Genomic DNA, 23655 nt, shown 5'->3' with positions numbered 1-23655 from the left:
TAGCCGTCAGTCCGGACTATCTATTGGGATCTTTACTCACATCTTGCATAGGCTTAAACTAACGGTATTAAGAAACCTACTTTGAACTGGAATTAGATCAAACAAGTCCAGAATTAAGTCGGGTATTCATCCTGAGAATACCAGTAAACTCGGGGTTCCTCCAACAAAGCCTTGGTAAAGAAAACAGGCTTTTTAATAAAGAAAAATGAGCCAGCTGATTATATAGATTATTCCCCTGATCATGCCTTAAAGCGTTAATCCAAGCTAAGAAATCTGCTTCAGCAGGACTTTAATTTGATTCTGCTGCTGTTGATCTAGGGAAGCTGGAAACGATAGCTCCAAGGCAACCCGATAGTCCGACAGTTGATTAGGACTGCTCACAGGGGCATTGTCAGCCCTCCTATCGGATGCACTGGTCAATTTAGGAATGAGTTCCAGCCGCTCAACCTGGGCCATCAAATCATAGGACTGGGCACTGTCCACTTGAGGGTAAACCTGCAAGTGCAGTAAGGGATTATTATCTTGGAGGGCGACGGCAGCCGTCGTCGCGTCTCCCAGTAACTCTAGACGCATATCCCTAGACCCCAGTTCGGTGATCATGGCCGCCTGTACATAGCTGCCCCAGCCTTTCCATCTCAGGTCACTCATCACTTCAACCTGCTTACGCATCTTATAGCTATTAGCTGGTTGAAATTCCTGAAACGCCCGTTGCAAACTCAGCAGAATAAATTTCAGTGATTCCCAAGGGTTATCAGTGTTTTCCCGGTTTTGGGAATACCACCTACGCACATCCGAGTAAATCACCGTTGCTAAGTCATCTTGCTGGGTTTGATTCATATCTACAAAGTTAATGGCTAACTTTGTTTGCAGTGAATCGGTGGCGGTAGCCCGCACAATTTCTGCATCCAAACGAGCTAGGGCACCATAATCGCCAAAGATTTCTAATTTAACCTGGTCAGAAACATTAGGCAAAACATCAAGCAGGACCTGGCATCCGGTCTCACTGATATCGATAGTAGTGCCTTCCCATTCCTGGCCATCATCACTGTAAATTTTGACCAGCAGCTCCCGTGGCAGACGGTGGGACTGACGCAACTGAGGTTGCTCAAAGGCAACCAGACAGGCGGCTAGTACCAGCGCCAGGTTAAACACACACCACAGTGCATTAATCAGCACCGCTTGAGTATCCAATGGGCTCAGAATTAACCAAATGGGAACGGTCAGTAGAGAGGCCGCGGTGATTGCGCCTAGAACCACCAAGTAGCGCACACTATCAATGTCAAAGCTACGTGAATCTACGGACATCCCTTTATCGGTTACGTTAAACGAACCGAGGTTTGGATTTAGTAGCGCCAGCATGGTAACAATGCCTGCCTGGAACGACATCGCAAATTCATAGATTTCATTCCAGAAGGAAAATCGTACATGCTTATAGGAGATGTGGTTCGCGTGCATCGACAACACAATGTGGGGCAATGCGTAGAATAGGGTTTCAATGCCGAGACCTTTTACCGGGTTAATTCCAAATAGTAAGAATAGGTTGGGCGCAACCGCATACATCAATCTTGGAAAACCAAAGAAGAAGTGTGACGTCGCACTAAAGTAGCAGAGGCGCTGGGACATGCGCAGCTTCAACCGTCGATTAAACAACGGATTCTCAATCCGCAGGATTTGTGCCATCCCCCGGGCCCAACGCACCTGTTGACCGACATAGGATGAGAATTTCTCGGGGGCTAAACCAGCCACCATAATTTTGTCGTAATAGACCGTACGATACCCCAGCGAATGAAGACGCAGGGAGGTATGGCAATCCTCTGTTACGGTTTCGGTAGCAATACCGCCAATGTCCAAAAGATACTTACGACGAATGACCGCAGCAGAACCGCAGAAAAAGGCTGCATTCCAGAAGTCATTCCCCTTTTGCAATACTTTATAGAACAGCTCATTACCTACAGGAATTTGACCTTTAGTCAAAAGATTCCGCTCAAAGGGATCGGGGTTGTAGAACCAGTGAGGGGTCTGTACAAGGGCTACTTTTTTATCGAAGAAGAATCCTACGGTTTCTTGCAAGAAGCCCCTGACAGGAATGTGGTCACAGTCTAGGACAAGGACTAGCTGCCCACCGGTTTTATTAAGCGCTGTATTAATGTTTCCTGCTTTGGCGTGATCGTTGGTATCTCGGGTCAGCATGGTACAGCCGAGATCCTTACACATGGCCCTCAGGGCAATACGACGCTCGCGATATTTTTCCGCTCGGCCATCATCTAAAACATAGATGGTCTTTTTATGCGCTGGGTAATCAATATTTAGGGCCCCCAGCACTGTTTTACGGACAATAGAAACATCCTCGTTATAGGTAGGGATGTAAATGTCTATCGTGGGCCAATTTTCTTGGGGCCATTGGGCTAAGGAAATTGATTTGCGATCGCGAATTCTTAAGGTCTGAAAATAAGACAACAATAATGTTGCGATCGCATATAGCTCAGCGACAAACAGTAAAACAGAAAAGAAACCGTCTAACCAAGAACCCAGGTTGAGCGTGTAATTAGAACGGTAGTACAAGTACCGCAGCGTCGTAATCGTACTCAAGGCAGCCATCAGCAAGTGCAAATATTCACTGACTCGCCGACTTGTCTGCCGATCCTCCAAACGCAACAGAATTTGCCCCACCCCCAGCAAGGCTAAAGCCACTAAGCCCTGCTGCAAAATTGTGGGCCTAGCCGTCATAATCGGCCAGGCAAACATGGTTAAACAGACCGCCAAAATCAGCAGTTGCTGCTTATTCAGCCAACGCAATCCCCACTCAAACCAATCGGGCAGGTTGATGATCAACAACTCGATTAGAAAGGGTCGAAACTGGGTCGAAAAATAATCACCCGCCCGACGCTGAAGGTCTTTTAATCGGCGTCCGGGCATTAATCTCTCAGACATATTAAAGCTCTCCTGGTGCAGATGGATCAGCCATTACACCAGCAGCAGCGATGGCTTCATTTCTCTTCAGATAGGCTTGAATCACACCATAGAGCATCAGCGACAGAATAATGATGCCTGGAATCAGCAGGAACCAGTTACCTTGAATCACCGTGATCGCTCGCTGAAATGTGCTTTCTTCTTGAATATCTCGCTGAGCCGACCGCTGTAAGAATTCAAGATTATAGGCATTCTCATCATAGGGAGATGGATTTTCATCATTGGCACTAATTAGAGCCGTATCCCCCTGTAGCTGATAAAAGAGAGAATCTAATTCCAAAAGATCTCGCAGTTGCTTCAAGCCCGACTCAGATTGAGCCGTTAACGTCAGCAACACTCGCGCCTCATTCCAGGGGGAAAGCTGTTGCTGTAGAACACCCTCCGCATCAGGTAATGCCTGCACCTGACTATCTCCCCACTGACGAGCGCCGTCTTTCAAATTAAATTCAGCACTGTCAAGGGCTTCAACCAACGGAAACTTAGAGCGCAATCCAATAGCCACTAAATGTTCCGACGCCTGCACTTCCTGAGGCAGCTGCCCCACAGGGTAAACCGCAAGTTGTATCGCCTCTGAACGGCTCAAGCGACCAAGACGCTCACTCAGCTCCAGCATCACTGATAATTCGGTCACGCTGGGGGTATTGGGCATCACAATAGCCGTACGGGACAAATCTTGGGGAGATGCAAAGGGATAGCCAGACTTAATCAAGTTCAGATCTGGAAGCTTAGCCACCTGCTGACGATTCAAGTTAAAGTTACTGTCGCTATGGATTGTCCCCCAGAGCTGGTGGTCGGTCACTCGACTACAGGAACGCCGTTCCCGTGGATCAAACCGCAGATAGACCTTAATTCGCGACTGGGGCGTAATATGCTGCTCTGGCAGCTCCACTTTCAAGTTAGCTCGGCGCTTACCATCAATAGAATCTAGTCGTTTACCGGCTACGGTAATGCCATCTAATTGAACCTCCACCAGAGATGTCAGCGGGTTAACCTGAGGACCGTAGGTATAGCGCAGGTTCATCACATTACCTGGCAAAAAGCGATCGTCTGGCAGGGCCTTAAAGTCAAACTCAAATGCGGGAGCGTGGGCACCTCGAATCACAACATCGTCCATGGGCTCACCGTTAAACCCAGTCAAATCGCCCAGTTCAAAGTTGTCGGACAACGGTAAATAACGTGGCCAATCACGCATGTCTGGGGTGGAAATCTCTTCCACATCATCCACCAGCACAACCTGGCCAGAACCAATTTTACGATCTTGGGATTGGGTCAAAAACTGCACTGCTTTGGCCACAGCCGCTGGACCATTGCCAGTCGCTACCAGCACAGGAGCCTGTTTGTCTTCCAGTACAGTCCACATCAAAATACCCTTATCAGATGGAATCAGCGTCTGCTTATCATCCAACCAACGCTTGTTTTTGAGATCTAGCGGTAAATCTAATCCCTCCAACATAGGCTGCTGAGCCGGAGTACCCACCACAACGACTCGATTCCCCTTGGATACATCATCCAATTTCTTCACTAGATCGGTTTCTAGGGGACGGTAATCCGCAATGCGACCTAACGACGTCTGTAACTTAGCCACAGCCGTCAACCATGCCTGATCCTGCTTTGTGGGCAAGACATAATCAATATGATTTGTCTCTAAACTTAGAACATCAATTAGGGGATAGGGATAGCTATTGAAATCTAATTGAAAAGGTTCTGCATCGTAGTTGAAGACCAGCTTTGAATCCGGCAGAATCTCAGTCCACAGCGACGGATCAAAGGGGTCCTGGGTACAGGTGGGGGAGTTATTTTGCAATCCGGCAATAATTAACTCGTTGTAATCCTTGAGGATACGGGTGGGAATATCAAACACAATCGTCCCCGTATCTCCTTGCTTGAGATTGAGAGGGACGCTACCCACATTGTTGTCATTCACAATGACGTTCAGGTTAGACCTGGTGGCATACAACGCACCCGAATGGCGATAGCGCAGAAGAATCTTGACGGATTTTACCGACCAATTTCTAGGCCGAGTAAATCGTAACCGGGACTCATTGTAAATTCCCTCTAATCTCAACCGAGTACCGACGACCGGACTACGGTTAAATTCAAGAATATATTGGCTATCGTCGTCTTTTTGTTCTAATTCAGCCGCTTGGGCATCTTGCAACAAATCACGCCCTGCTGTTGAACCGTCCTCGTTACGATTTCGACGGTCGCTGGCAGTACCTGCTTCTGCCGCATTATCGGCAGCACCAGGGGATGATGTTACTTGGGCCATACTGGGGCCCAAAGTGGTCACAGATAGTAGGACAGATAAAAATAGCGAGATAAATAGTCTTTTTCTAATTATCCTTAAAAACACTGATACAAGCACTCCCCCCAGATACATACCTAGGTCGAAATAATCAAACTATTGGCTATTATTAGCCGTTCAAACATATACGAGCCCTAACGCTCCTCCAAAAGAGAATTGCGTCAGGTATTAATGAGCTAAAAAATTCCTTACTAGGATGTTTCCATAGCTTCTTGTTTTACACATATAACTAGCATTCACCCTGACTCGCCTATAACGGCTAGTGTTCTCGGGATTTAAGGAATAATGCATCAAGCTGGTCGCAAGCTGCTAACTTCACATATCACACCTAATCAGTGGAATCCGGTAAACTTCGTTCAAGTTCCGCTTTAGATGGGCAAATCTATTTAAATCTTTCAGCGCATGAACATAAAAATATAATTCGCAGGTTGAACTAATAATTCAACATCTAGCTTGCAAATTTACCTATGAAGGGAGTATTAAAAGCAACAACCTCTGCATGTATTTTCAATGAAATTTTAGATCGTAGGGTGATAGAAATATTCCTATGACATCGACGATCTGTAAGTAGAGCACTAATCTATAGGTGTAGCATTAAACCGAACGTAGTTGACAATTCGATTATGGATTTAGGTAATTATAGGAAGTGGCTGATTTTTTCCTGCTCCATATCGAAACCCGTTGTAAGCGATTCCTATAGGGCTAAGTAATGCCTTTATTTTGCCTAAGAACAGGTTTATCAATCTGGTCTGGCAAGGGCAGACAATTATCTAATTCATGCCAAGCTTATACCTCCTTTATATTTTACTAATTATATCAAATTGACAATGGTAAAATTGCGTCTCCGTGCCATCCAGATATTGGCCATTACTAGTTTTGGTAGCTTTTTAAGTAGTTGTGGCTTTTCGATTGAAACTCCCAATAATCCAGTTTTGATCAACCGTTTGCCGATAGCTGAAATGGATTTCACGGTGGAGCCTGGCAGCCGTAGTTATACCTACGATATTCAGGGGACTGCTAATTTCCCCAACCAAACAGAGTTGAACCTTTTGGTCATGCGGCAGCTTGCCCCTAAAGACAAGACGGTGGAGCCCAAACCAACCTATTCGATTTTGGACTATCAAGTGGTGCGGGTACAAAGTGGGCGATGGCAAGGGGAACTCACCCTCAAGCAGGTGGCCGCTGATGGTAGCCGCAAAGAAACGTGGCAACTAGATCAAAAGGAATTAGACCTGGATGTGGTGCCAACAGACGACGTGGTCGTGACCGTCACATACACACCTCTTGACCAGCTAACTACGTTGGAGCGAATTCTTGCCCAGCAAGGTCTCAAGGTATCGCCAGATTTATTGCAAACTACGCTGGAAGGTCGTCGCTACCTGGAAATGACGAAGGTATTAGATATTCCGGTCGACAATCAGATCAGTGCTCGGCCAGAACTTTATAACGATGGCTGGGGCACCCGACACATTTTGATTGAGGAACCACCCATGCCTTACCAGGTAGACTTTCCTAAAGAACGTCAAACTAATCGTCCGCCAGAACCAGAGGAGTTTCTCTACTAAAGCCCCCTACGCCTGATGCTAGGCCTACGCCTAACGCTGGGCCTAGCGTTAGGCCCAGCGTTAGGACAACATAGCGGCTTCTAAATTAGCGGTATCGATTTCTGCACCGGTCAGGTCTGCATCTACTAAATTTGCGCCCCACAGATTGGCCCCTGCTAAACAGGCATCTCTCAGGTCACAACCTTGAAGATTCGCCCCCCATAAATCGGTCCCTGTAAAATTAACCCCCACAAGATTGGCACCACTTAGGTCAATCCCAATCAATACTAAATTGCTGAGATCCGCAGCCCATAGGGATTGATTAGGGCCTAAACAGTAAACACCGGCCCATTCCCAATCAAAGTCATCCGGCCATTGGGTGGCGGGGTCACACACGGCTCCTAGTAAACAGGTTTCCTTAAGGTCAGTTTGCCTTAGGTCCACCCCAAAAAGTGTGGTTTTAGTTAAATTAGCGCGGTTTAAATTCGTTCCCTTTAACTTGGCCCGTTGAAGACTCGCATTGGTTAAATTACTGGAATTGAGATTGGCATAGCTTAGGTCAGCCTCGGTTAGCTGTGCCCCCACTAACCAAGCTCCTAACAAATTGGTTTGGCTGAGTTCGGCACCGGCTAAGTCACTATGGCTCAGATCGATTCCTCCCAGGTCACGCTGTCTGAGGTCTGAGTCTATTAGCGGTGCATTGGGAGCTAACTGATGGATACCGGCCTGCAATGGGTCAAAGTGATCGGGAAATTCGGTCCGCTCATCTGCGATCGCATCTTGAAAATTAGCATCCTCAACCTGCGCATCCTTCAGACAGGCTCCTCGTAAATCAGCCCCTTGAAAATTAGTCCGGCGCAAATTAGCCCGACGCAAATCTGCCCCACGGAGATTGCTACTACTAAAATCAACATCCGCCAAATGGGCGTCTACCAAATTACATCCCCACAGATCAATCCCCGTTAACGCATATTGAGACACGCGAATAGCAGGCATCTGACAGTAGCTAAAGTCACGCCGTCCCCTGGCATAAGCCTCAATCACTTGGGAAGATAAGTCAGTCATAATAAACAAATTCGATGACTATAGAAAAAATTAAAAATAGTTAGTTAGGCGCTATTAAAAAACTACTTCACGGGTTAAGCCCAAAAGACTTGTTAAGTCATGATTTAAATGCACAAGGCCACGATTTTAATTTTTAACAAGCCCTTAATGCCTATGGATCAACTTGATTATCTATAAATGGATTCGCTAAACTTTCGCCTTATCTCAAATGCTTAGGAGGAACATACCATAGGGAGTATTGCCCCTGTTCATGTTGGGTAACAATCACATCCCTTTGCCGACGAATAAGCCGACGAGCCCATCCCATCACTTGCTCGTGTTTATCAGTACTGCGCCACAAACAGTAATACTTATTTTGATAGCGCACACCAAAGACCATCGCATCCCCTGTATCCAAATGGGCAGGTTCAACCTGATCTAAAAACATCAACACAGGCACATCAATGGATGGATCATCTGCATCTAATAGGATCAGCTCTTCTAGTGCAACCGGATCCAAATCTAGGCCATCCACACTATCCTGCTGAGTATATCCCTTGAAGTGAACGACCGTATGCCCTGGAGCAAGCTTTGTAGCTAATAAACTTTGACCATTTAAGGTCATCGAACTCCCCACCCCCAGCGAAGTCGGCAACACCTCATCAAAATCTGAAGAAATACGCTCTTCTGGAATGGGACTAGAACTAGAGGAAACTTCAAAAGGTTCAGGTGCCGCATCTAGCATCCTTTTTCGCTGATAGAAACGGCGCAAAATATCTGCCGTCAGCATGCCTGTGCCCACACTACCAATAATGGCAATGCCGATATAACGAATAATTGGTTTAGCCGAATTCTCCAACGGACTAATCAAATCGCCTCGGGCTTGACCAGGTGAAACCCAAGTAGGAACAGAGTTAGCCATGGATAGTGGCAAGGTGATTACAGCAAATGCTAATCCCGATGACACTAGCGAAGGTAAGAATATGCTACGAAAGGGAGATGAGCCCATGGAATTCAATCTGTAATCGGTGAATAATAACGTAAGGTTGAGTTAACGTCTGTATGTCCTCTTAAAGAATCCATCCAAAACAATTATCGTCAGGAGGTAGTTTAAGAAAGACCATAGAACAATCGTGACTATTTGAAACATATTAAATAACTAATGAATAAGGCTTCATAAACGCCTTATTGAAGTATTTATCTACACGTAGGACAAATTTATAACTAAAAGCTATATTTAAAAATCCAGAAATAGGAAAAACCTATAGTAATAGACAGAATGTTCTGGTGGGCGTCCTTTTGCATAGGACAGGTATAAATGTTATAGCTCTTATTTCTTAGGGGAAGCTGCTTCAGCTCCTTACTATATTTTTTATTTTTACTGATTTAGAAGATAAATCAATCTGAAAGACATGCAATACAGCAGTATCTTTCAAGTGAAATCATAGTTCGGGTCAGTTCCCTTTAACTCTTATATTAATTTTTGCTTTTATTATCGACAGTGCATAGCCTATGAAACTGAATTTTCTGCTGACCCTGTTGATTTTATCGGCCGCAATGGCCCCTTTACTCTTGCGTTTACCGCAGGTCGACAAAGCGTTATCAAAATCCAGTGATCCAGCTGTGGCGGTTACCCAGCGAGGTAATTCGTTGGATGCGATGACCGACCCTCAGCATCCTAACTACACCTGCGTCAGCTGCGACCTAAGAGGCAAGGATTTCAGCAATCAGGACTTAAGCCGCGCAAACTTTTTTGGCTCCGACCTCCGGGGTGCGAATTTTAGCAACAGTCTTTTGATTAATACGATCTTCAGAGAAGCCAAGCTAGATGAAGCCGACTTAAGTTACACCAACCTGCGTGGGGCCGATTTAGAAGAAGCCAGTATGGTAAGGGCTAACCTCCGCAATGCCAAAATTCTGCAAGGAACCCTGGAATATACCAACCTTGAACGAGCCGACCTGACCAATGCGGAACTGCGCGATGCCAATCTTTGTTCGGCCCGTCTCGTAAATAGCAGCTTTAAGAGTGCCAGCCTTTACGGCACCATTTTACGGGCAGCCGATATGACCGGGGCTAACTTTTCCCAAGCTTACATGCGCTATGCCGACATGTACAACGCCATCACCCGTGGAACCCGTTTCGATCAAGCTGACATGGCCTTCGTCACCTATCCTGATGGCTCCACAGCCCATGAGGGATATATCAATTCGATCAATCAGGTAACCGATTGCAACATTGATGATGACTCTAGCAGCTCACAATAAATGAGGACATGCCAAGGGCAATGTCCTCATTCCCAAAGGTTTGAACAGCCGTCGCGCCACAAGCGAGACCGGATTAGCGGTCGACAGACCCCATAATGACGTCAATGCTACCCAGAATAGCCATGATGTCAGCCAGCTTTACCCCACGCAACAAATGGGGCAAAATCTGCAAGTTATTGAAATCTGGAGCACGAATTTTCCAACGCCAGGGGTAGATACTATTGTCGCCCACAATAAATACGCCCAGTTCGCCCTTACCACTTTCTAAACGAACATAGTGTTCCCCTGCCGGTATCTTGAATGTGGGAGCAATTTTCTTGCCAATAAACTGGTAGTCAAAACTATTCCAGTCTGACTTGGGTCCTTCAGCCATGCGCTTGGCTTCAAGATTCTCATAAGGACCTCCAGGTAACCCTTTCAGCGCCTGACGAATAATTTTGACAGACTCACGCATCTCACGCACCCGAATGACATAGCGGGCAAAGCAGTCTCCAGCGGTCTCCCACTGTACATCCCAATCAAAGTCGTCATAGCACTCGTAGTGGTCGACCTTACGTAAATCCCATTTCACCCCAGACCCTCGCAGCATGGGCCCCGACAGCCCCCAGTTAATGGCATCCTCGCGGGTGATGGTGCCAATGCCTTCCACCCTGCGACGGAAGATAGGGTTATTGGTAATCAGCTTTTCGTATTCGTCAACCTTTGGCAAAAAGTAGTCGCAGAAGTCTTCGCACTTATCGACCCACCCATAGGGTAAATCAGCGGCAACACCACCAATACGAAAGTAGTTGTTGTTGATTAAGCGGGCGCCTGTGGCTGCTTCCCACAGGTCATAAATCAGTTCCCGCTCACGGAAAATATAGAAGAAGGGAGTTTGAGCACCAACATCGGCTAAGAATGGCCCCAGCCACAGCAGATGATTTGCAATACGGTTCAATTCGAGCATGATCACCCGAATGTAGCTCGCACGCTTTGGCACCTCAATATTTGCTAACTTTTCAGGCGCATTGACCGTAATGGCTTCATTAAACATGCCCGCCGCGTAGTCCCAACGGCTAACGTAGGGCACAAACATTACGTTGGTACGACTCTCGGCAATTTTTTCCATGCCGCGATGTAAGTAGCCAATCACGGGCTCACAATCAATCACATCTTCACCATCCAAGGTAACGATGAGTCGCAACACCCCATGCATTGAAGGGTGGTGAGGTCCCATGTTGATTACCATGGGCTCAGTTCTGGTTTCGAGCCGAGTCATAGAAACTATGCGATATTAATCTCTGCATTACTTTAGCAAGATTCTTCGCTGAAAGCTTGAAGAAAAGAGCAATGCTATGGGAAATGGGTATGTTTTTGAGATCAGATTTACCTAAACAAGGTCCATAGGTATCGAAATTAATGGGTTCTACAATTTATTGTGCCAACGGGCTGGGGTATGATGCGAGACCGAAAGCCGTCGGCAAAACTTGAGAATTTACTCGCTTCTACTAACATTTATAGGCACTTACAGGGTGAACGAGGTATATCTGTGACCCATGACTCTAACGCTCAGGACATGGCAGCCTTCGTCCATCAATCGGTATTACCGGAGGAAGTTCTGGCGGGGCTAACGCCAAAAGACCATGGGCACTATCTGGATGCCACGGTGGGGGGAGGTGGCCATAGTCGATTGATGCTAGAGGCAGCGGAAAACATACAGATTACAGCCCTGGACCAAGACCCCAATGCCCTGGCAGCGGCCCAAAAGAACTTAGCTGACTTTGGCGATCGGGTGACATTCTGGCACGGCAACTTTGCTGAGTTTATGCCTCAGGACTCGAGTTTTGATGGCATTTTGGCAGATCTAGGCGTTAGTTCACCCCAGTTGGATCGCCCAGAACGAGGCTTTAGCTTTCGTCACGAGGGCGCCCTGGACATGCGCATGAACCCGACCCAAGAGTTGACGGCGGCAGACCTGGTTAACCATGGTTCGGAGCGGGATCTAGCAGATATTTTTTACCACTATGGCGAGGAACGTCTGTCGCGCAGAATCGCTCGGCGGATTGTGGAACGCCGTCCGTTTCAAACGACAACGGCGCTGGCAGAGACAATTGCGGCCAGCGTGCCAGGCAAATATCGCCATGGCCGTATTCACCCGGCCACACGAGTTTTTCAAGCCCTGCGCATTGCTGTCAACCGAGAGCTAGATGTGCTTGAGCAGCTAGTACAGATATCGCCCAGCTGGCTCAAGCCTGGGGGGAGGCTGGTCATTATTAGTTTCCATAGCCTTGAAGATCGTCGTGTCAAACATGGCCTACGGGACCATGAGCGGCTAAAGGTACTTACGAAAAAACCTATTATGGCAACCGAAAATGAAATACGGCGTAACCCAAGGGCTCGCTCTGCCAAGCTCCGTATTGCTGAACGCCTATAGCCCTCAGGGCAGCAATGTCTGATAGGGCGTGACCCCCGTCAGGGTTAGGGTGTAGTCGAAGCTAGTATTGCTGGCGGGGGGCCATTCGACAATTTGGCCCTGCAGGTCTAGGGCTGGGACGTTTTCTTCGGGGACTAACGCCACGAAGTAGATATGGGTTGAGGGTAGGGTGTAGGCCTGCACTGAAGTTTGAAAATCGGATTGGTCGCTTTGAAGCAGCAAACGTCCGTTTTGATCAAAAAGGAGTAGTCGAAAGGACCCCGGTATAAATGAACGGGTCACAGTGGCTTCTAGGGATAGCTGATCGCCTCGACGAGCTAGAAAACTATAGACCTGGGGACCTTGATTGAGACGGCCTGCAATGACATCAAAGCCATAGGTTGTGTCGACAGGCACATAGGTATCGGCAAGGGGGGCAGGACTATTGGCAACTAGCTGATCAGGAATGAGATTTTCTACCGGATTATAGGTATCGTCAAAGTCAATGATGGGCCGTGAGGTGTTTAGCGATGCCAGCGCTCGATTCCAGTCTAAGGGCTGAGGTGCGGGTGCTTCTGGCTGATCCACGGTTAAATATAGGGGACTGGTGCGATCGCAACTCGTCTGAGTCGTCGGAGACATTGCACTCAGCTGCCAAGTCTGTAGCTGCCGCCTAAACACCAGTAGCTCCTGACGATACCCAGAAGACACATCAGGGGAAGCAATCAACTCCCCCGTAATTCCAATCGCCTGGTCCCAAGCTTGTAAACAAATGGCCCGGTCCAAGCGCGCCAAACTATCCGCCACAGACCGATGGGAAGACGGCAACTCCTGGCTAAAAGCCCCCAATGCCAGCCCCCACAAAAGCGATAGTGCCACAGAAGACCCCAAGAACCCAGAGCGAAGCATAGTCATATGCCCTAACGGCTAACAGCAACATTGTGGCAACTTATCATGAACCCAAGCGACTAAACGTTTAACGCCATAATCCATTTGATAATTGCCTACTTGTGAGGCTACCCGTCTCATCCCCACTCAATCCCATAGAACCGATCAATTTTCTTTTAATTAGGCGCTAATAGAGTCATTTCAAGGTTATCCCTGGGCACACTACAATCGACTGGTAAATATGGATAACTGTGGTGATACTTTTCCCCAAGTTGGCCCCAACATGCCCCAATCATCAGAAATCCCAAAAGACACTATGAGTTTCACCACTCATGAACAACTGAAACTTCTAGTTGTCGATGACGAACTCGATAATTTAGAACTTCTACACCGAACCTTTAGACGTAACTATCGTGTCTATCGAGCGAGCAGTGGGCAAGAAGCCTTAGATTGCTTGGCAAAGCATGGGGAAATGGCCATTATCATTTCCGACCAGCGCATGCCCAAGATGAACGGGACAGAGTTTTTAAGCCTGACTGTTAAGGATTATCCTGACACCATGCGCATCGTCCTCACCGGGTATACCGACGTGGAGGATCTGGTCGATGCAATTAACTCTGGGCAGGTCCACAAATACATCACCAAGCCCTGGAAACCCAAAGAACTCCGGCAAGTTATCGATGAAGCCGCCGACACCTATCGCGTGGTCAAGCAACGCACCAACGCCCTATCGGCTTCTCTAAAACAAGTATCTTTATACAACTCAATTACCACGACTATCCGTCGTTCCTTAAACTATGCCAACACCCTACAAACTGTTGTAGATGCGTTGGGAACAGCCTTCGATGCTGACTATGCTGTCCTATACCCGGTAGATTCCACCATCCCCGGTCCCCCCCCCAAACCTGTGACCTATTGCAAAGCCGATAGCCCAATCCCAGCCTTAGCTAATGCCGGGATGCCAGAAAATACGCTGATCCTGGATCACGTAATCCAGGGGGATACTACATATCAGCAATTAGCTGCCGAATTTAGCTATCGCGATCAATTACTGGCGTCCATTGTCTTATACCAAAGCATCGACACCTGGAATAGCGACACCATCACCCTGCTCAAAAACATTTCCGAACAGGTGGTCATGGCCATTTCCCAGGCCAAGCTCTACCACGACGTCGAGCGCCAAACCGAACAAATGCAAGCTGAATTGCAAGTGGCCCGACAAATTCAGCAAAAGCTGCTAAATCAGGTGTGGCCTGAAATTCCCGGCATTAACATCCAAGCCCAGTGCCAAGCCGCTAGGGCCGTTGGCGGCGACTTCTATGAAGTTTTCATCCATCCCCAAGGAGATATTTGGTTAGCCGTAGGAGACGTTTCCGGCAAAGGCGTTCCAGCGGCCTTATTTATGGCTAGCGCTATTTCACTATTGCGACGAGAATTATCCGCTAGTCAACCGGCAACTCCAGATGTGGTGATGACTAATCTAAATCGCGCCCTCAATGCTGATTTAGTCAACAACGAACACATGATTACCATGGTGCTAGTACGATACAGCCCCACCAGTCGGGAACTCGTCTATGCCAATGCCGGTCATGTCTATCCAATCTTATGGTCACAAAAAAAATTAATTGAGGGAACTGAGCCCTCCCTGGAACCTACTTACTTAAGAGAGGGGGGCGGCGTACCTTTGGGAATCATACCGCATTGGCAAACCAAGGCCGGCTGTCTCAATCTCAACCCGGGCGATGCCTTACTGTTGACCAGCGACGGTATTACAGAAGCCAGCATAGACATCAACGGGCAAGAAACTATGCTCAAGCAAACAGGATTATGGCAACTGATTCTCCAACAAACCAACGGACTAGACCTGAAGCGCTTAATCGCTCAACTGAATACGGCCGACAATGAACAGCATGACGATCAAACTATCTTGTCCTTGGAGGTAGCGCCTTAATCATGAAAACTGAACTCGCTATCCCCAGTGACTTAAAGTTCCTCGCGGTTGTAGAAGATTGGCTACTAAATTCGCTTAAAGCTGAACTAGGAAACATTGTCGACCTCGATTGGAAAAAAGTTGAAAGCCGACTACGGTTAGTGATCGTGGAAGTCTACTCCAATATTGTCCGCCACGCCCATCACGACCGACCTGAAATACCCGTTATTTTGCGGCTCGGCGTCGAAGGCAGCTTTCTGTGTTTAGAAGTTTGGGACCAAGGTCGCGGATTTGATATTCGCAGCTATCGAGCCCCCATCCCTAGCGAACATCAGGAAGGGGGATATGGTTGGTTGATTTTGCACCAGCTGATGGATCGGGTTGATTATCAACTGATGGTGGGAGAAGGACGTAACTGCCTCACCTTAGAAAAGGATCTAGGTATCGGATTGCCCCAAGACTATACAAAGTGACCTAACCGGGTTGTGGCTTCATAAAGCATAGGCAACATTGTTGATCGGATGCCTGGGCCCTAGGTAGTCCCAGTAATAATGTGGCATCGGTTTGATTGTCTAAGAAACCCCGCAGAACCATTCCCCTGGGACTATCTTTAATATCATTGGAAACAATCAGCCCACAAACACCTTGGGGGGCCACCAGGTTAAAACACCGTTCGATAAATAGCCAATCTTGGCGGAGCTGTGTACGCTGTCTTTTCCCCTTAATCATTGGCGTTTGGTGCGTATATTGAGGGGAACGGTAAAAGTAATCGGCCACTAAGGAATAATGACTCTGGTAAGACAGCCAGGTGGCCGCCACCTCTGGATGCACGTTATTCAAATAACGTTTGGTCGATTTAAATGTTCGCCGACTCAGTTCATGTTTATTTGTGACATCACCAAAGCGCTGAAAAAATTCTGGAATGCTAGGGCGCACTGGGGCTGACGGCGGGCGAGAAATGACCACATTAAACCCCTGGCCCTGGTCTAAAAATTGACTAAAGTGATATCCCCAGTGAAAAGGGCGCAGGGCAGCGATATCTTCAATTTCTAAGATTCTTGGCCGCGGGGACTCCATCAGTTGAGCCGCCTTAAAGCGAATACCTAACGTTTGACTAAACTCTGCCAATAGCAACTCATCGAGTTTTGCCTGGGCCTGGGCGTCTAAATTATTAATTTGTTCACGGAAGAATTCTAGCTGGGCATAGTGGGGAATACCTTGTCGCAGGTCCTCTAATATGTGGGTGCGGGACCGATAATATTCGAGGGCAATGTTTTTTTCCGCAAGAATCGTTTGATAGCTTTGTGCCACCAGGGGTTGCAACAGATTGCCTTGGAGTAGATGTTCTTGGGAGCGCAATCGATCAAACCCGGCTTCATCTACTCGAATAAATCCGACTAAGCTATTACCCACAACAATATTGAACTCAAGACTGGGTAAGGGTTCAATATCTTGGGGTTGCCGTGCCATGGCAATTAATCCCAAAAGTAATTGCAGACGCGCACTATCAACGGCAACTGGATTTAGGTCTACACCGTATAACCCGTACTTAAAAATTCGCCGATAGATCGTTTGTAGCAAGGACTCATGTTCGCTTTCTAAACCTTGAAACCAGATTTGCAGCTGGCTATCGGCCAAGGTTTTAAGGTGGCCAATGAGAGCACAGTAAATATCAACTAACCGATGCTGGCATAGCACCAGCAAACTACCGGCCCCACAGGCCGGATCAATCACTGAGAACTGGGGCAATATCGCTTGTACTAGCTGCCGTACATGCTGGGCCTGGCCACAAAATAGTACGTCCCACACATCGGGGCCTGTTTCATCTGGCGTCAGACCTAGATGCGTTAAAACAAACTGATTTATTAGTAAGTCACAGGTTGTTGCATGGCTTTCAGACGCAGCATCAGGATCCTCTGGGGTCCAATGCCCCAGTACTTGTTCAAAGGCTAAAACGATGTAACTGGGTTGCCAAGACCTGACTATTTGCTGCCATAGGGGGGATTCAAACCACACCAAAATTGCTTCAAAAACGGCATCTTCAATATCAATGGCACCATGTTTTTGTTCTAGGGCATGGGGATAAAAAATATCTCCCAAATAGGGAATTTGCCCCATCCAGCGAGTATGGCGGGGTCTTTCTGCCACTGGCAGTGAGAATCCCTGACCAAACAGCGGTTGTAAGACTTGTTTAAAGAAAATATTTGGCTGCTGTTGCTGACTGCGTCCCAACTGATTGTGGAGATACCAGATATCGTTATTGAGCAGCCCTTGCCGCTGTAGCAATTGAATTATGATTAGTCGTTGCAACAGCACAACGGCATACCACCAGCGGTCTTGACCATTACCGATGCCATCAATACCGCCACTGAGATTATGCAGTTGCACATTCAACTGCTGAGTTAGTTCGCTGGAGTCAACGGCCAATGCCTCGAAGCTCAGTATGCCGTTCTCGGGTTTGTAATTGGCCAGATAGGTAAGCCGAGCCAGCCACCCTGCTAGCGGCTGATGGGAAATAAATACCTGGGATTGCAGACGAGCATAGCGATTTCGCCAACACCACAGACTACGACATCGCTGTTGATCGATGAATATGATTAATGGGTGGGGATATTTTTTGTGGATCGCCTGGTGCAGCTTAGCCTTGAGTTGGACGGTTAAGGCGGGAGGGGACTTGAGTTTTATGAGCCAAACCCTGGCGGTACCGTTTTGGGCAATGCAACGGGCTCGATAGGAGCAACTGAATGCTTTGACTGCGATCGCAGCTTTTTCATCAGGAGGATTCCAACCCAAAACCGTCTGAAATAAGGGCACTAGATCAAGGGACTGCAGGCACTGTTCGGCCTGCTGCAAATCAAAACCCATAGCAGCCCTTTAATCAGCTTTTGCCACTTGTTCAGCTTTTTGCCGAAACCGCTCTAAGTCAGCCTGCAAGGTAGAATCCACAATTCGCCGCAGCCATCCATTTTCCATAAACCGAGCCAGGACAGCAGGAACCGCATAGGCCAGGGTCATCTTCACGGTGCTAGTTCCCTGCTGATGACCATAGAAACGAATAGCACCGCGATTGGGCAAACCGTCCACAGATTCCCACTGCAAGATTTGATTGGGAACGACCTTAACCGTACGGGAAAGCCATGTAAACTCCCATATGCCAGAGGCAAGTTTCCAGCGAGACATGCCTGGCTGATCAGCCAGTAACTCCACTGAGTCAATCCACTTCATCCACTGGGGCATCTGTTCTAAGTCAGACCATAGGGCCCAAACCAGATCGATCGGAGCCTCCACATCAACATACACGCTATGCTCAAGCCAATTTGCCATGGGGGATATGGAACTCACTCACTAAAACATTAGCCGTTGGGCGATCTACATGCCCATGATTTCATAACCAGAATCGACGTAGAGAATTTGACCGGTCACCCCTGACGCCAAATCACTAGAGAGGAATGAAGCCGCGTTCCCCACTTCCGCCTGGGTGACCGTCCGACGTAAAGGGGCAACCTCTTCCACATGGTGAATCATATCTAGAATTCCACCCACTGCCGATGATGCCAGGGTCCGAATTGGCCCTGCGGAAATGCCATTGACGCGAATATTATTGGGGCCCAGTTCTGCAGCCAGATAACGAACGTTCATTTCCAGAGCGGCCTTCGCAATCCCCATCACATTGTAGTTGGGTACCACACGCACACCCCCGAGATAGGTCAAGGTGACAATGCTGCCGCCATCGGTCATTAGGGCCTTGGCCTGTTGAGCCAGCTTCACCAGCGAGTAGGCACTGATATCTAAAGCCGTTTGAAACCCTTGACGGGACGTGTCGCTAAAATCTCCGGTTAAATCGTCACGATTGGCAAATGCCAAACAGTGAATCAAAACATCTAACCGTCCCCACTGCTCCTTAACGGCCTCAAACGTGGCCGTTACCTGTTCATCGTTTTGAACATTACAAGGTAGAAACAAACTGGGGTTTAAAGGCTCTGTTAAATTGCGAACCTTCTTCTCCATACGGCCCTTTTCATCTGGCAGATAGGTGACGCCGATATTAGCTCCAGCGTTACTGAGCTGCTGAGCAATGCCCCAGGCAATGGAGCGATTATTGGCAATACCGGTTACCAGGGCATTTTTTCCAGTCAGGTCTAGCATGATTGTTGGGTGGAGCTGTGCAATTAACGTGTGAACCATTAAGCCGTTGGCAAGGCCCATAGGAGCATACTGAAAAATGGGTCCCCATGGATAGCCTGACCCTTAACTCAGAGGTTCGTATCGTTAATCACGCAGCTAATGTGGGACAAGCGGCTTCTTGTATACTGCTATACAAAACTTACGACGGACTTGGGTTTTATTAGTCTAAAGTCAGGAAATCTTACTACTGTATCGCTAAATGATTCCTATTTAACAAACGCATTGTGCGTTTTAGGGGGTTGTTTGCGCTCCTTAGGGGGATGTGGGGTTTAACCTTGGTTTAGCCTTACTGACTGATATCTAAAATGCTTAAATATCTTGGGCGCTGCTGCTCCTTGGGATTGCCTTTTTAATGAGGCCTAGACCCACTGCCAAATTTGGTTTGTTGGTTTATTTTCTAAGACAGCATCTCTACACGTTGTTTTTGCCTACTGCTATAGCTTTGCGATCGCATCCCCCCATTACCGTGACTACAGAGAAACCGCTCGTCAACTTACTAAGGCAATTATCCACAGGCTCCTTCCCCCCCGTAGCCGAAACGTACGAGCGTGGTAAGACTATCTTCTTTCCTGGGGATCCAGCAGAGCGCGTATATTTCTTGCTTAAGGGCGCCGTTAAACTATCTCGGGTATACGAAGCCGGTGAAGAAATCACCGTTGCCCTACTGCGCGAAAATAGCGTTTTCGGTGTGCTATCACTGCTCACGGGCAATCGTTCGGACCGGTTTTACCATGCCGTCGCCTTCACCCCCGTAGAGCTAATGTCCATGCCCATTGAGCAGGTGAAGCAGGCCCTCGAAGAGCACCCAGAGCTTTCTATTATGCTGCTCCAGGGGCTGTCATCTAGAATTCTCCAAACCGAGATGATGATTGAGACCCTCGCCCATCGAGACATGGGGTCTAGACTCGTTAGTTTTCTCCTGATTCTCTGTCGCGACTTTGGTGTGCCTAGCAGTAGCGGCATCACCATTGATTTAAAATTGTCCCACCAGGCCATAGCTGAAGCCATCGGCTCCACCAGGGTAACGGTGACTCGGCTACTAGGGGATTTACGTCAAGACACAATGATTTCAATCCACAAGAAAAAGATCACCGTTCATGATCCCGTGGCATTGAGCCAGCAGTTTGCCTAGGTCAATCCGTTGACTTGTGACCATTGAGGTAAACAATCGAGTAACCTATACGAGACTCTAACAGGTACCCCTACTCCATTGGACGGACACTAGATGGGCGTTGGTCTAATACTGATTTTGACCGTGCTCGTCCTCGGTGGCCTTATTGCTACTTTGGGCGATCGCATCGGCATGCGCGTAGGAAAGGCCCGCCTTTCTCTATTTAATTTACGCCCCCGTCAAACCGCTACCGTGGTCAGCATTTTAACCGGCAGCGTTATTTCCGCATCCACCCTCGGTCTCCTATTGGTCGCTAGCGAACAACTGCGAAAGGGGCTGTTTGAATTTGAAGAAACCCAGGCAAATTTATCCAATGCCCGTAAAGAATTAGAAAATACCCGTACCGCCAAACTAGATGTCGAAAAAGCCCTAAATACAGTTACCCGTCAAAAAATCAGTGCCGAAGGCGAACTCACTGAAGTCATCACTTTTTTAGACGAAGCCACCGAACGCGAAACCCTGATTCGAGAACGCCTAGGGGCCACCCAAAATCAATTGGGCATCGTTTCCCAACAAGCAGACCAGTTACGGGGGGAAATTGGCAGCCTTCAAGCAGACCGCCAGATACTACAGCGCCAACAGGCCGAGGTTAGAAAACAAATTGCTCAACGAGATTCCGCCTTGGCCCAGCGAGATACAGAGCTCCAACAACGCAACCTAGCCATCGCCCAGCGGGAAGATGCATTAGCACGATTAAAAACCGAACAAGCTTTCCTTGAAGACGACATTCAAAACCTAGAGTCAGAACTTTTAAAGCTCAGGGCCGGCAATGTAGCGATTAGCCGCAACCAAACCCTAGGCCTAAGGCTGACACGGCACCAATCCACCACAGCGGCAATTTCAGAAATTGAACAGGTATTGGCCAACGCCAATCGCATTGCTTTAGACCAAATTTGGCCAGATGCCCCCAGCAAAGAAATCCGAATTTTAAGGGTTGATCCCGACGTCGTCAGAAATACGGCTCGCAAAATTACCGATGGTCAACAATATGTCATTCGCGTCGGAGCCTCCGGCAACTATATCGTCGGGGAACCGTGCGTCGTCAAACAAGAAGTGCCCCCGTGCGTAGAAGTTTTACTCCAGGCAGAACCCAACCGCATTATTTTTGAACCAGGGGAAAGCCTGGCTCAAGTTGGCATCAACGTCGCTTACCCCAGCGCTTTACTATTGACCGAAACCCTAAACACCCTGATCACCAGCGCCCAAATCAGAGCTAGTTTAGAAGGCATTATTTTAGTCGATAACCCCAGGGTGGCCGGCGGTTTCAGAGGCGCTATCATCGATTTTCTCAACGAAGTACAAAACTACGGTGCCCCCCTCGACATTGAAGCTATCGCCAGCGGCCCCATATTCACCGCCGGTCCCTTAACCCTTGAACTTGTCGCCAGTCAAAACGGCAGACGACTATTCCAAACGCAACTTTTCGAACAGCAGCAGCCACCCAATAATTAACGGCTCAATTAACATTTTTAGCAGCAACTTTCATCCTTGTTATCAAATTCTCAAGCAAACCTAAATTTTTTTTGCGGATAGTTACTATATAAGGCAGTAATTGTTCGAGGGATTTTTTAGCGTCTAAAATAAAGCGTAGAATTTTAATAAAATCTTTTGACGAAATCGTTAGGTGAACACGCGCTAGCTATAGTCTTCACCCACAGTCATGGAGTAAAGGTTAATACTGATATCCGCATCTAGGTAAGCGTCTAGGAGTCTTCATAAACGACTAGACCAAGGCCTTTAGCAGGTGCTATTACAACGTGCTTCTGCCCCTGCACCACCTGCTTTTACAAAACCTAGAGCCTATCCATGCTAGGCATGATGTAACTATGCTCCATCAATAAATCTCTGGTAATCAAGCTGTTTTAAACCCATCCCTATTGCAGCCGGAGCACTATGCCATGAAATTTGAAGACATCTATCAGTTTTTTGAAGATCCACCACCGCTATATCTAAATAAGGAATTGGCAGTTTGTTACGTACTCTCAGTTCTCATCCGTCGTGATTCTTACGGAACAGAACTGATTCATGCTATTGAAAATGAATATCCTGACTACCGGTTATCGGATACGGTGCTCTACAGCGCCCTAAAGTTTCTTGAAAACCAAGGGGCCATTATGGGTTATTGGAAAAAAGTAGAAGGTCGTGGCCGTCCTCGACGCATGTATCGCCTGCGTCCAGACTGGCAAACTAAGGCACGGGAACTAGCGGAGCTATGGCAACGTTATATCCTTGGTCAGCGCAATACAACGCCACGACGTCGCGCAATGAGTTCCTAACACTTACCATCACCTAGTCAGTTATCTAATTGGCTAAGCATTCCATAAACAACAACGACTGAGCAGCGACTAGGGTATAGTCAATGTGGCTTCAGTCGTTGTTTATTTTTGTAAAGGATAGGTGTTGTGGAAAGCGCGGTCAGTCAATCTACTTTTTTCCTAACCATTTTGTTAGGCATAGGGTTGTTCTTCTTTATCAAAGCGGCTACCAAAGATCGCACCCAAATTGCAGAATTCGCTACAACCGAATTAGCCGAACCACTCCATCAAGCCATCCTTGAGTATTTTCAAAATCGAGCCTACCAACTTACAACCGAAGAAACCCCAGACGACGATCGTTGGGTCAAACTGGTGGGAGTCGTCAGACCCAGTGTTTTCCTGGCGATTTTTCTATCGCTTTTAGCCGCAGTAGCCTTACTGTGCTTTTCATTAGTTCTAGCTACGCTTTTCAGTGATTACGGCGCTATCTTTTTTGGTTTAGTCCTACTTTCTCCCGTAACTGCCATCATCTACTGGCGGCGAGCTAAACGGGAAGAGCAAATTGCCTTTCAAGTGCTTGATACTGAGCAGGGAACCAAGCTAACTCTACGCGCCCATCGAGATGAAATCATTCAACTGAAGGCCAACGCACCTTTCAAGGCGCTTTAATCAATTTCCCTAAAATTTTCCATCACACTGAGCTGTG

At 47.6% G+C, this 23655-nt stretch carries 18 protein-coding genes; 9 read left to right on the top strand and 9 right to left on the bottom strand.

Annotation, left to right across the window (positions count from 1 at the left end):
• Positions 1-264 precede the first annotated feature (264 nt).
• Both bcsA and IXB28_RS06700 read right to left on the bottom strand, forming a co-directional pair.
• Positions 265-2931: a UDP-forming cellulose synthase catalytic subunit gene (gene bcsA / locus IXB28_RS06705; RefSeq protein WP_215617751.1), complete on the bottom strand. Its 2667-nt coding sequence runs from the start codon at positions 2929-2931 to the stop codon at positions 265-267.
• A gap of 1 nt (position 2932) precedes the next feature.
• On the bottom strand, positions 2933-5239 hold the full coding sequence (locus tag IXB28_RS06700) for a cellulose biosynthesis cyclic di-GMP-binding regulatory protein BcsB (protein ID WP_246559640.1): 2307 nt from the start codon (positions 5237-5239) through the stop codon (positions 2933-2935).
• A gap of 863 nt (positions 5240-6102) precedes the next feature.
• Between IXB28_RS06700 and IXB28_RS06695 the strand changes: the two genes are divergently transcribed.
• Positions 6103-6840: a hypothetical protein gene (locus IXB28_RS06695; protein WP_215617749.1), complete on the top strand. Its 738-nt coding sequence runs from the start codon at positions 6103-6105 to the stop codon at positions 6838-6840.
• A gap of 60 nt (positions 6841-6900) precedes the next feature.
• On the opposite strand, the gene IXB28_RS06690 is transcribed toward IXB28_RS06695, so the two are convergent.
• Together IXB28_RS06690 and IXB28_RS06685 are read right to left on the bottom strand one after the other, a co-directional pair.
• Positions 6901-7884, bottom strand: a complete 984-nt coding sequence (locus tag IXB28_RS06690) for a pentapeptide repeat-containing protein (protein ID WP_215617748.1) — start codon at positions 7882-7884, stop codon at positions 6901-6903.
• Positions 7885-8083: 199 nt separating this feature from the next.
• Complete coding sequence (locus IXB28_RS06685; protein WP_215617747.1) at positions 8084-8785, bottom strand: hypothetical protein; 702 nt, start codon at positions 8783-8785, stop codon at positions 8084-8086.
• Between the two features lie 590 nt (positions 8786-9375).
• Between IXB28_RS06685 and IXB28_RS06680 the strand changes: the two genes are divergently transcribed.
• Positions 9376-10128 (top strand): pentapeptide repeat-containing protein, encoded by a 753-nt coding sequence (locus tag IXB28_RS06680; RefSeq protein ID WP_215617746.1) that lies wholly within the window; start codon positions 9376-9378, stop codon positions 10126-10128.
• A 73-nt stretch (positions 10129-10201) separates the two neighbouring features.
• On the opposite strand, the gene IXB28_RS06675 is transcribed toward IXB28_RS06680, so the two are convergent.
• Positions 10202-11386 carry an NAD(P)H-quinone oxidoreductase subunit H gene (locus IXB28_RS06675; RefSeq protein WP_215617745.1) on the bottom strand — a complete coding sequence of 395 codons (1185 nt, stop codon included), beginning with the start codon at positions 11384-11386 and terminating at the stop codon, positions 10202-10204.
• A gap of 297 nt (positions 11387-11683) precedes the next feature.
• Between IXB28_RS06675 and rsmH the strand changes: the two genes are divergently transcribed.
• On the top strand, positions 11684-12541 hold the full coding sequence (gene rsmH, locus IXB28_RS06670) for a 16S rRNA (cytosine(1402)-N(4))-methyltransferase RsmH (protein ID WP_215617937.1): 858 nt from the start codon (positions 11684-11686) through the stop codon (positions 12539-12541).
• 3 nt (positions 12542-12544) lie between these two features.
• Here the strand turns inward: rsmH and IXB28_RS06665 are convergent, their stop codons facing one another.
• Entirely contained in the window at positions 12545-13429 is an 885-nt protein-coding gene (locus IXB28_RS06665) for a hypothetical protein (protein WP_215617744.1), read from the bottom strand.
• 295 nt (positions 13430-13724) lie between these two features.
• Between IXB28_RS06665 and IXB28_RS06660 the strand changes: the two genes are divergently transcribed.
• Entirely contained in the window at positions 13725-15359 is a 1635-nt protein-coding gene (locus tag IXB28_RS06660; RefSeq protein ID WP_246559639.1) for a SpoIIE family protein phosphatase, read from the top strand.
• Positions 15360-15361: 2 nt separating this feature from the next.
• Positions 15362-15811 carry an ATP-binding protein gene (locus IXB28_RS06655; RefSeq protein WP_215617743.1) on the top strand — a complete coding sequence of 150 codons (450 nt, stop codon included), beginning with the start codon at positions 15362-15364 and terminating at the stop codon, positions 15809-15811.
• Between the two features lies 1 nt (position 15812).
• On the opposite strand, the gene IXB28_RS06650 is transcribed toward IXB28_RS06655, so the two are convergent.
• Genes IXB28_RS06650 through fabI form a run of 3 tightly spaced genes read right to left on the bottom strand, consistent with a single transcriptional unit; the run spans position 15813 to position 19484 of the window.
• Positions 15813-18203, bottom strand: coding sequence for a hypothetical protein (locus IXB28_RS06650; protein ID WP_215617742.1), 2391 nt, complete (start codon positions 18201-18203; stop codon positions 15813-15815).
• Between the two features lie 9 nt (positions 18204-18212).
• On the bottom strand, positions 18213-18662 hold the full coding sequence (locus IXB28_RS06645) for an SRPBCC family protein (protein ID WP_215617741.1): 450 nt from the start codon (positions 18660-18662) through the stop codon (positions 18213-18215).
• A 45-nt stretch (positions 18663-18707) separates the two neighbouring features.
• Positions 18708-19484, bottom strand: coding sequence for an enoyl-ACP reductase FabI (fabI, locus tag IXB28_RS06640; RefSeq protein WP_215617740.1), 777 nt, complete (start codon positions 19482-19484; stop codon positions 18708-18710).
• A 499-nt stretch (positions 19485-19983) separates the two neighbouring features.
• Here fabI and ntcA point away from each other — a divergent pair, with 499 nt between their 5' ends.
• The 4 genes from ntcA to IXB28_RS06620 all read left to right on the top strand — a co-directional run bounded on the left by ntcA (position 19984) and on the right by IXB28_RS06620 (position 23618).
• A complete protein-coding gene (gene ntcA / locus IXB28_RS06635; protein ID WP_215617935.1) occupies positions 19984-20655 on the top strand; it encodes a global nitrogen regulator NtcA in 672 nt (223 codons plus the stop codon).
• 93 nt (positions 20656-20748) lie between these two features.
• Positions 20749-22146, top strand: coding sequence for a DUF3084 domain-containing protein (locus IXB28_RS06630; protein ID WP_215617739.1), 1398 nt, complete (start codon positions 20749-20751; stop codon positions 22144-22146).
• Between the two features lie 446 nt (positions 22147-22592).
• A complete protein-coding gene (locus tag IXB28_RS06625) occupies positions 22593-22970 on the top strand; it encodes a PadR family transcriptional regulator (RefSeq protein ID WP_006515159.1) in 378 nt (125 codons plus the stop codon).
• Between the two features lie 126 nt (positions 22971-23096).
• A complete protein-coding gene (locus tag IXB28_RS06620; protein ID WP_215617738.1) occupies positions 23097-23618 on the top strand; it encodes a cofactor assembly of complex C subunit B in 522 nt (173 codons plus the stop codon).
• Positions 23619-23655 lie beyond the last annotated feature (37 nt).

Source organism: Leptothoe kymatousa TAU-MAC 1615 (genome assembly GCF_018739865.1).
In the GTDB taxonomy this organism is placed as follows: Bacteria; Cyanobacteriota; Cyanobacteriia; order Phormidesmidales; family Phormidesmidaceae; genus Leptothoe; species Leptothoe kymatousa.
The sequence above is the reverse complement of the archived record's forward strand: the minus strand, read 5'-3'. Positions and strand labels throughout refer to the sequence as shown.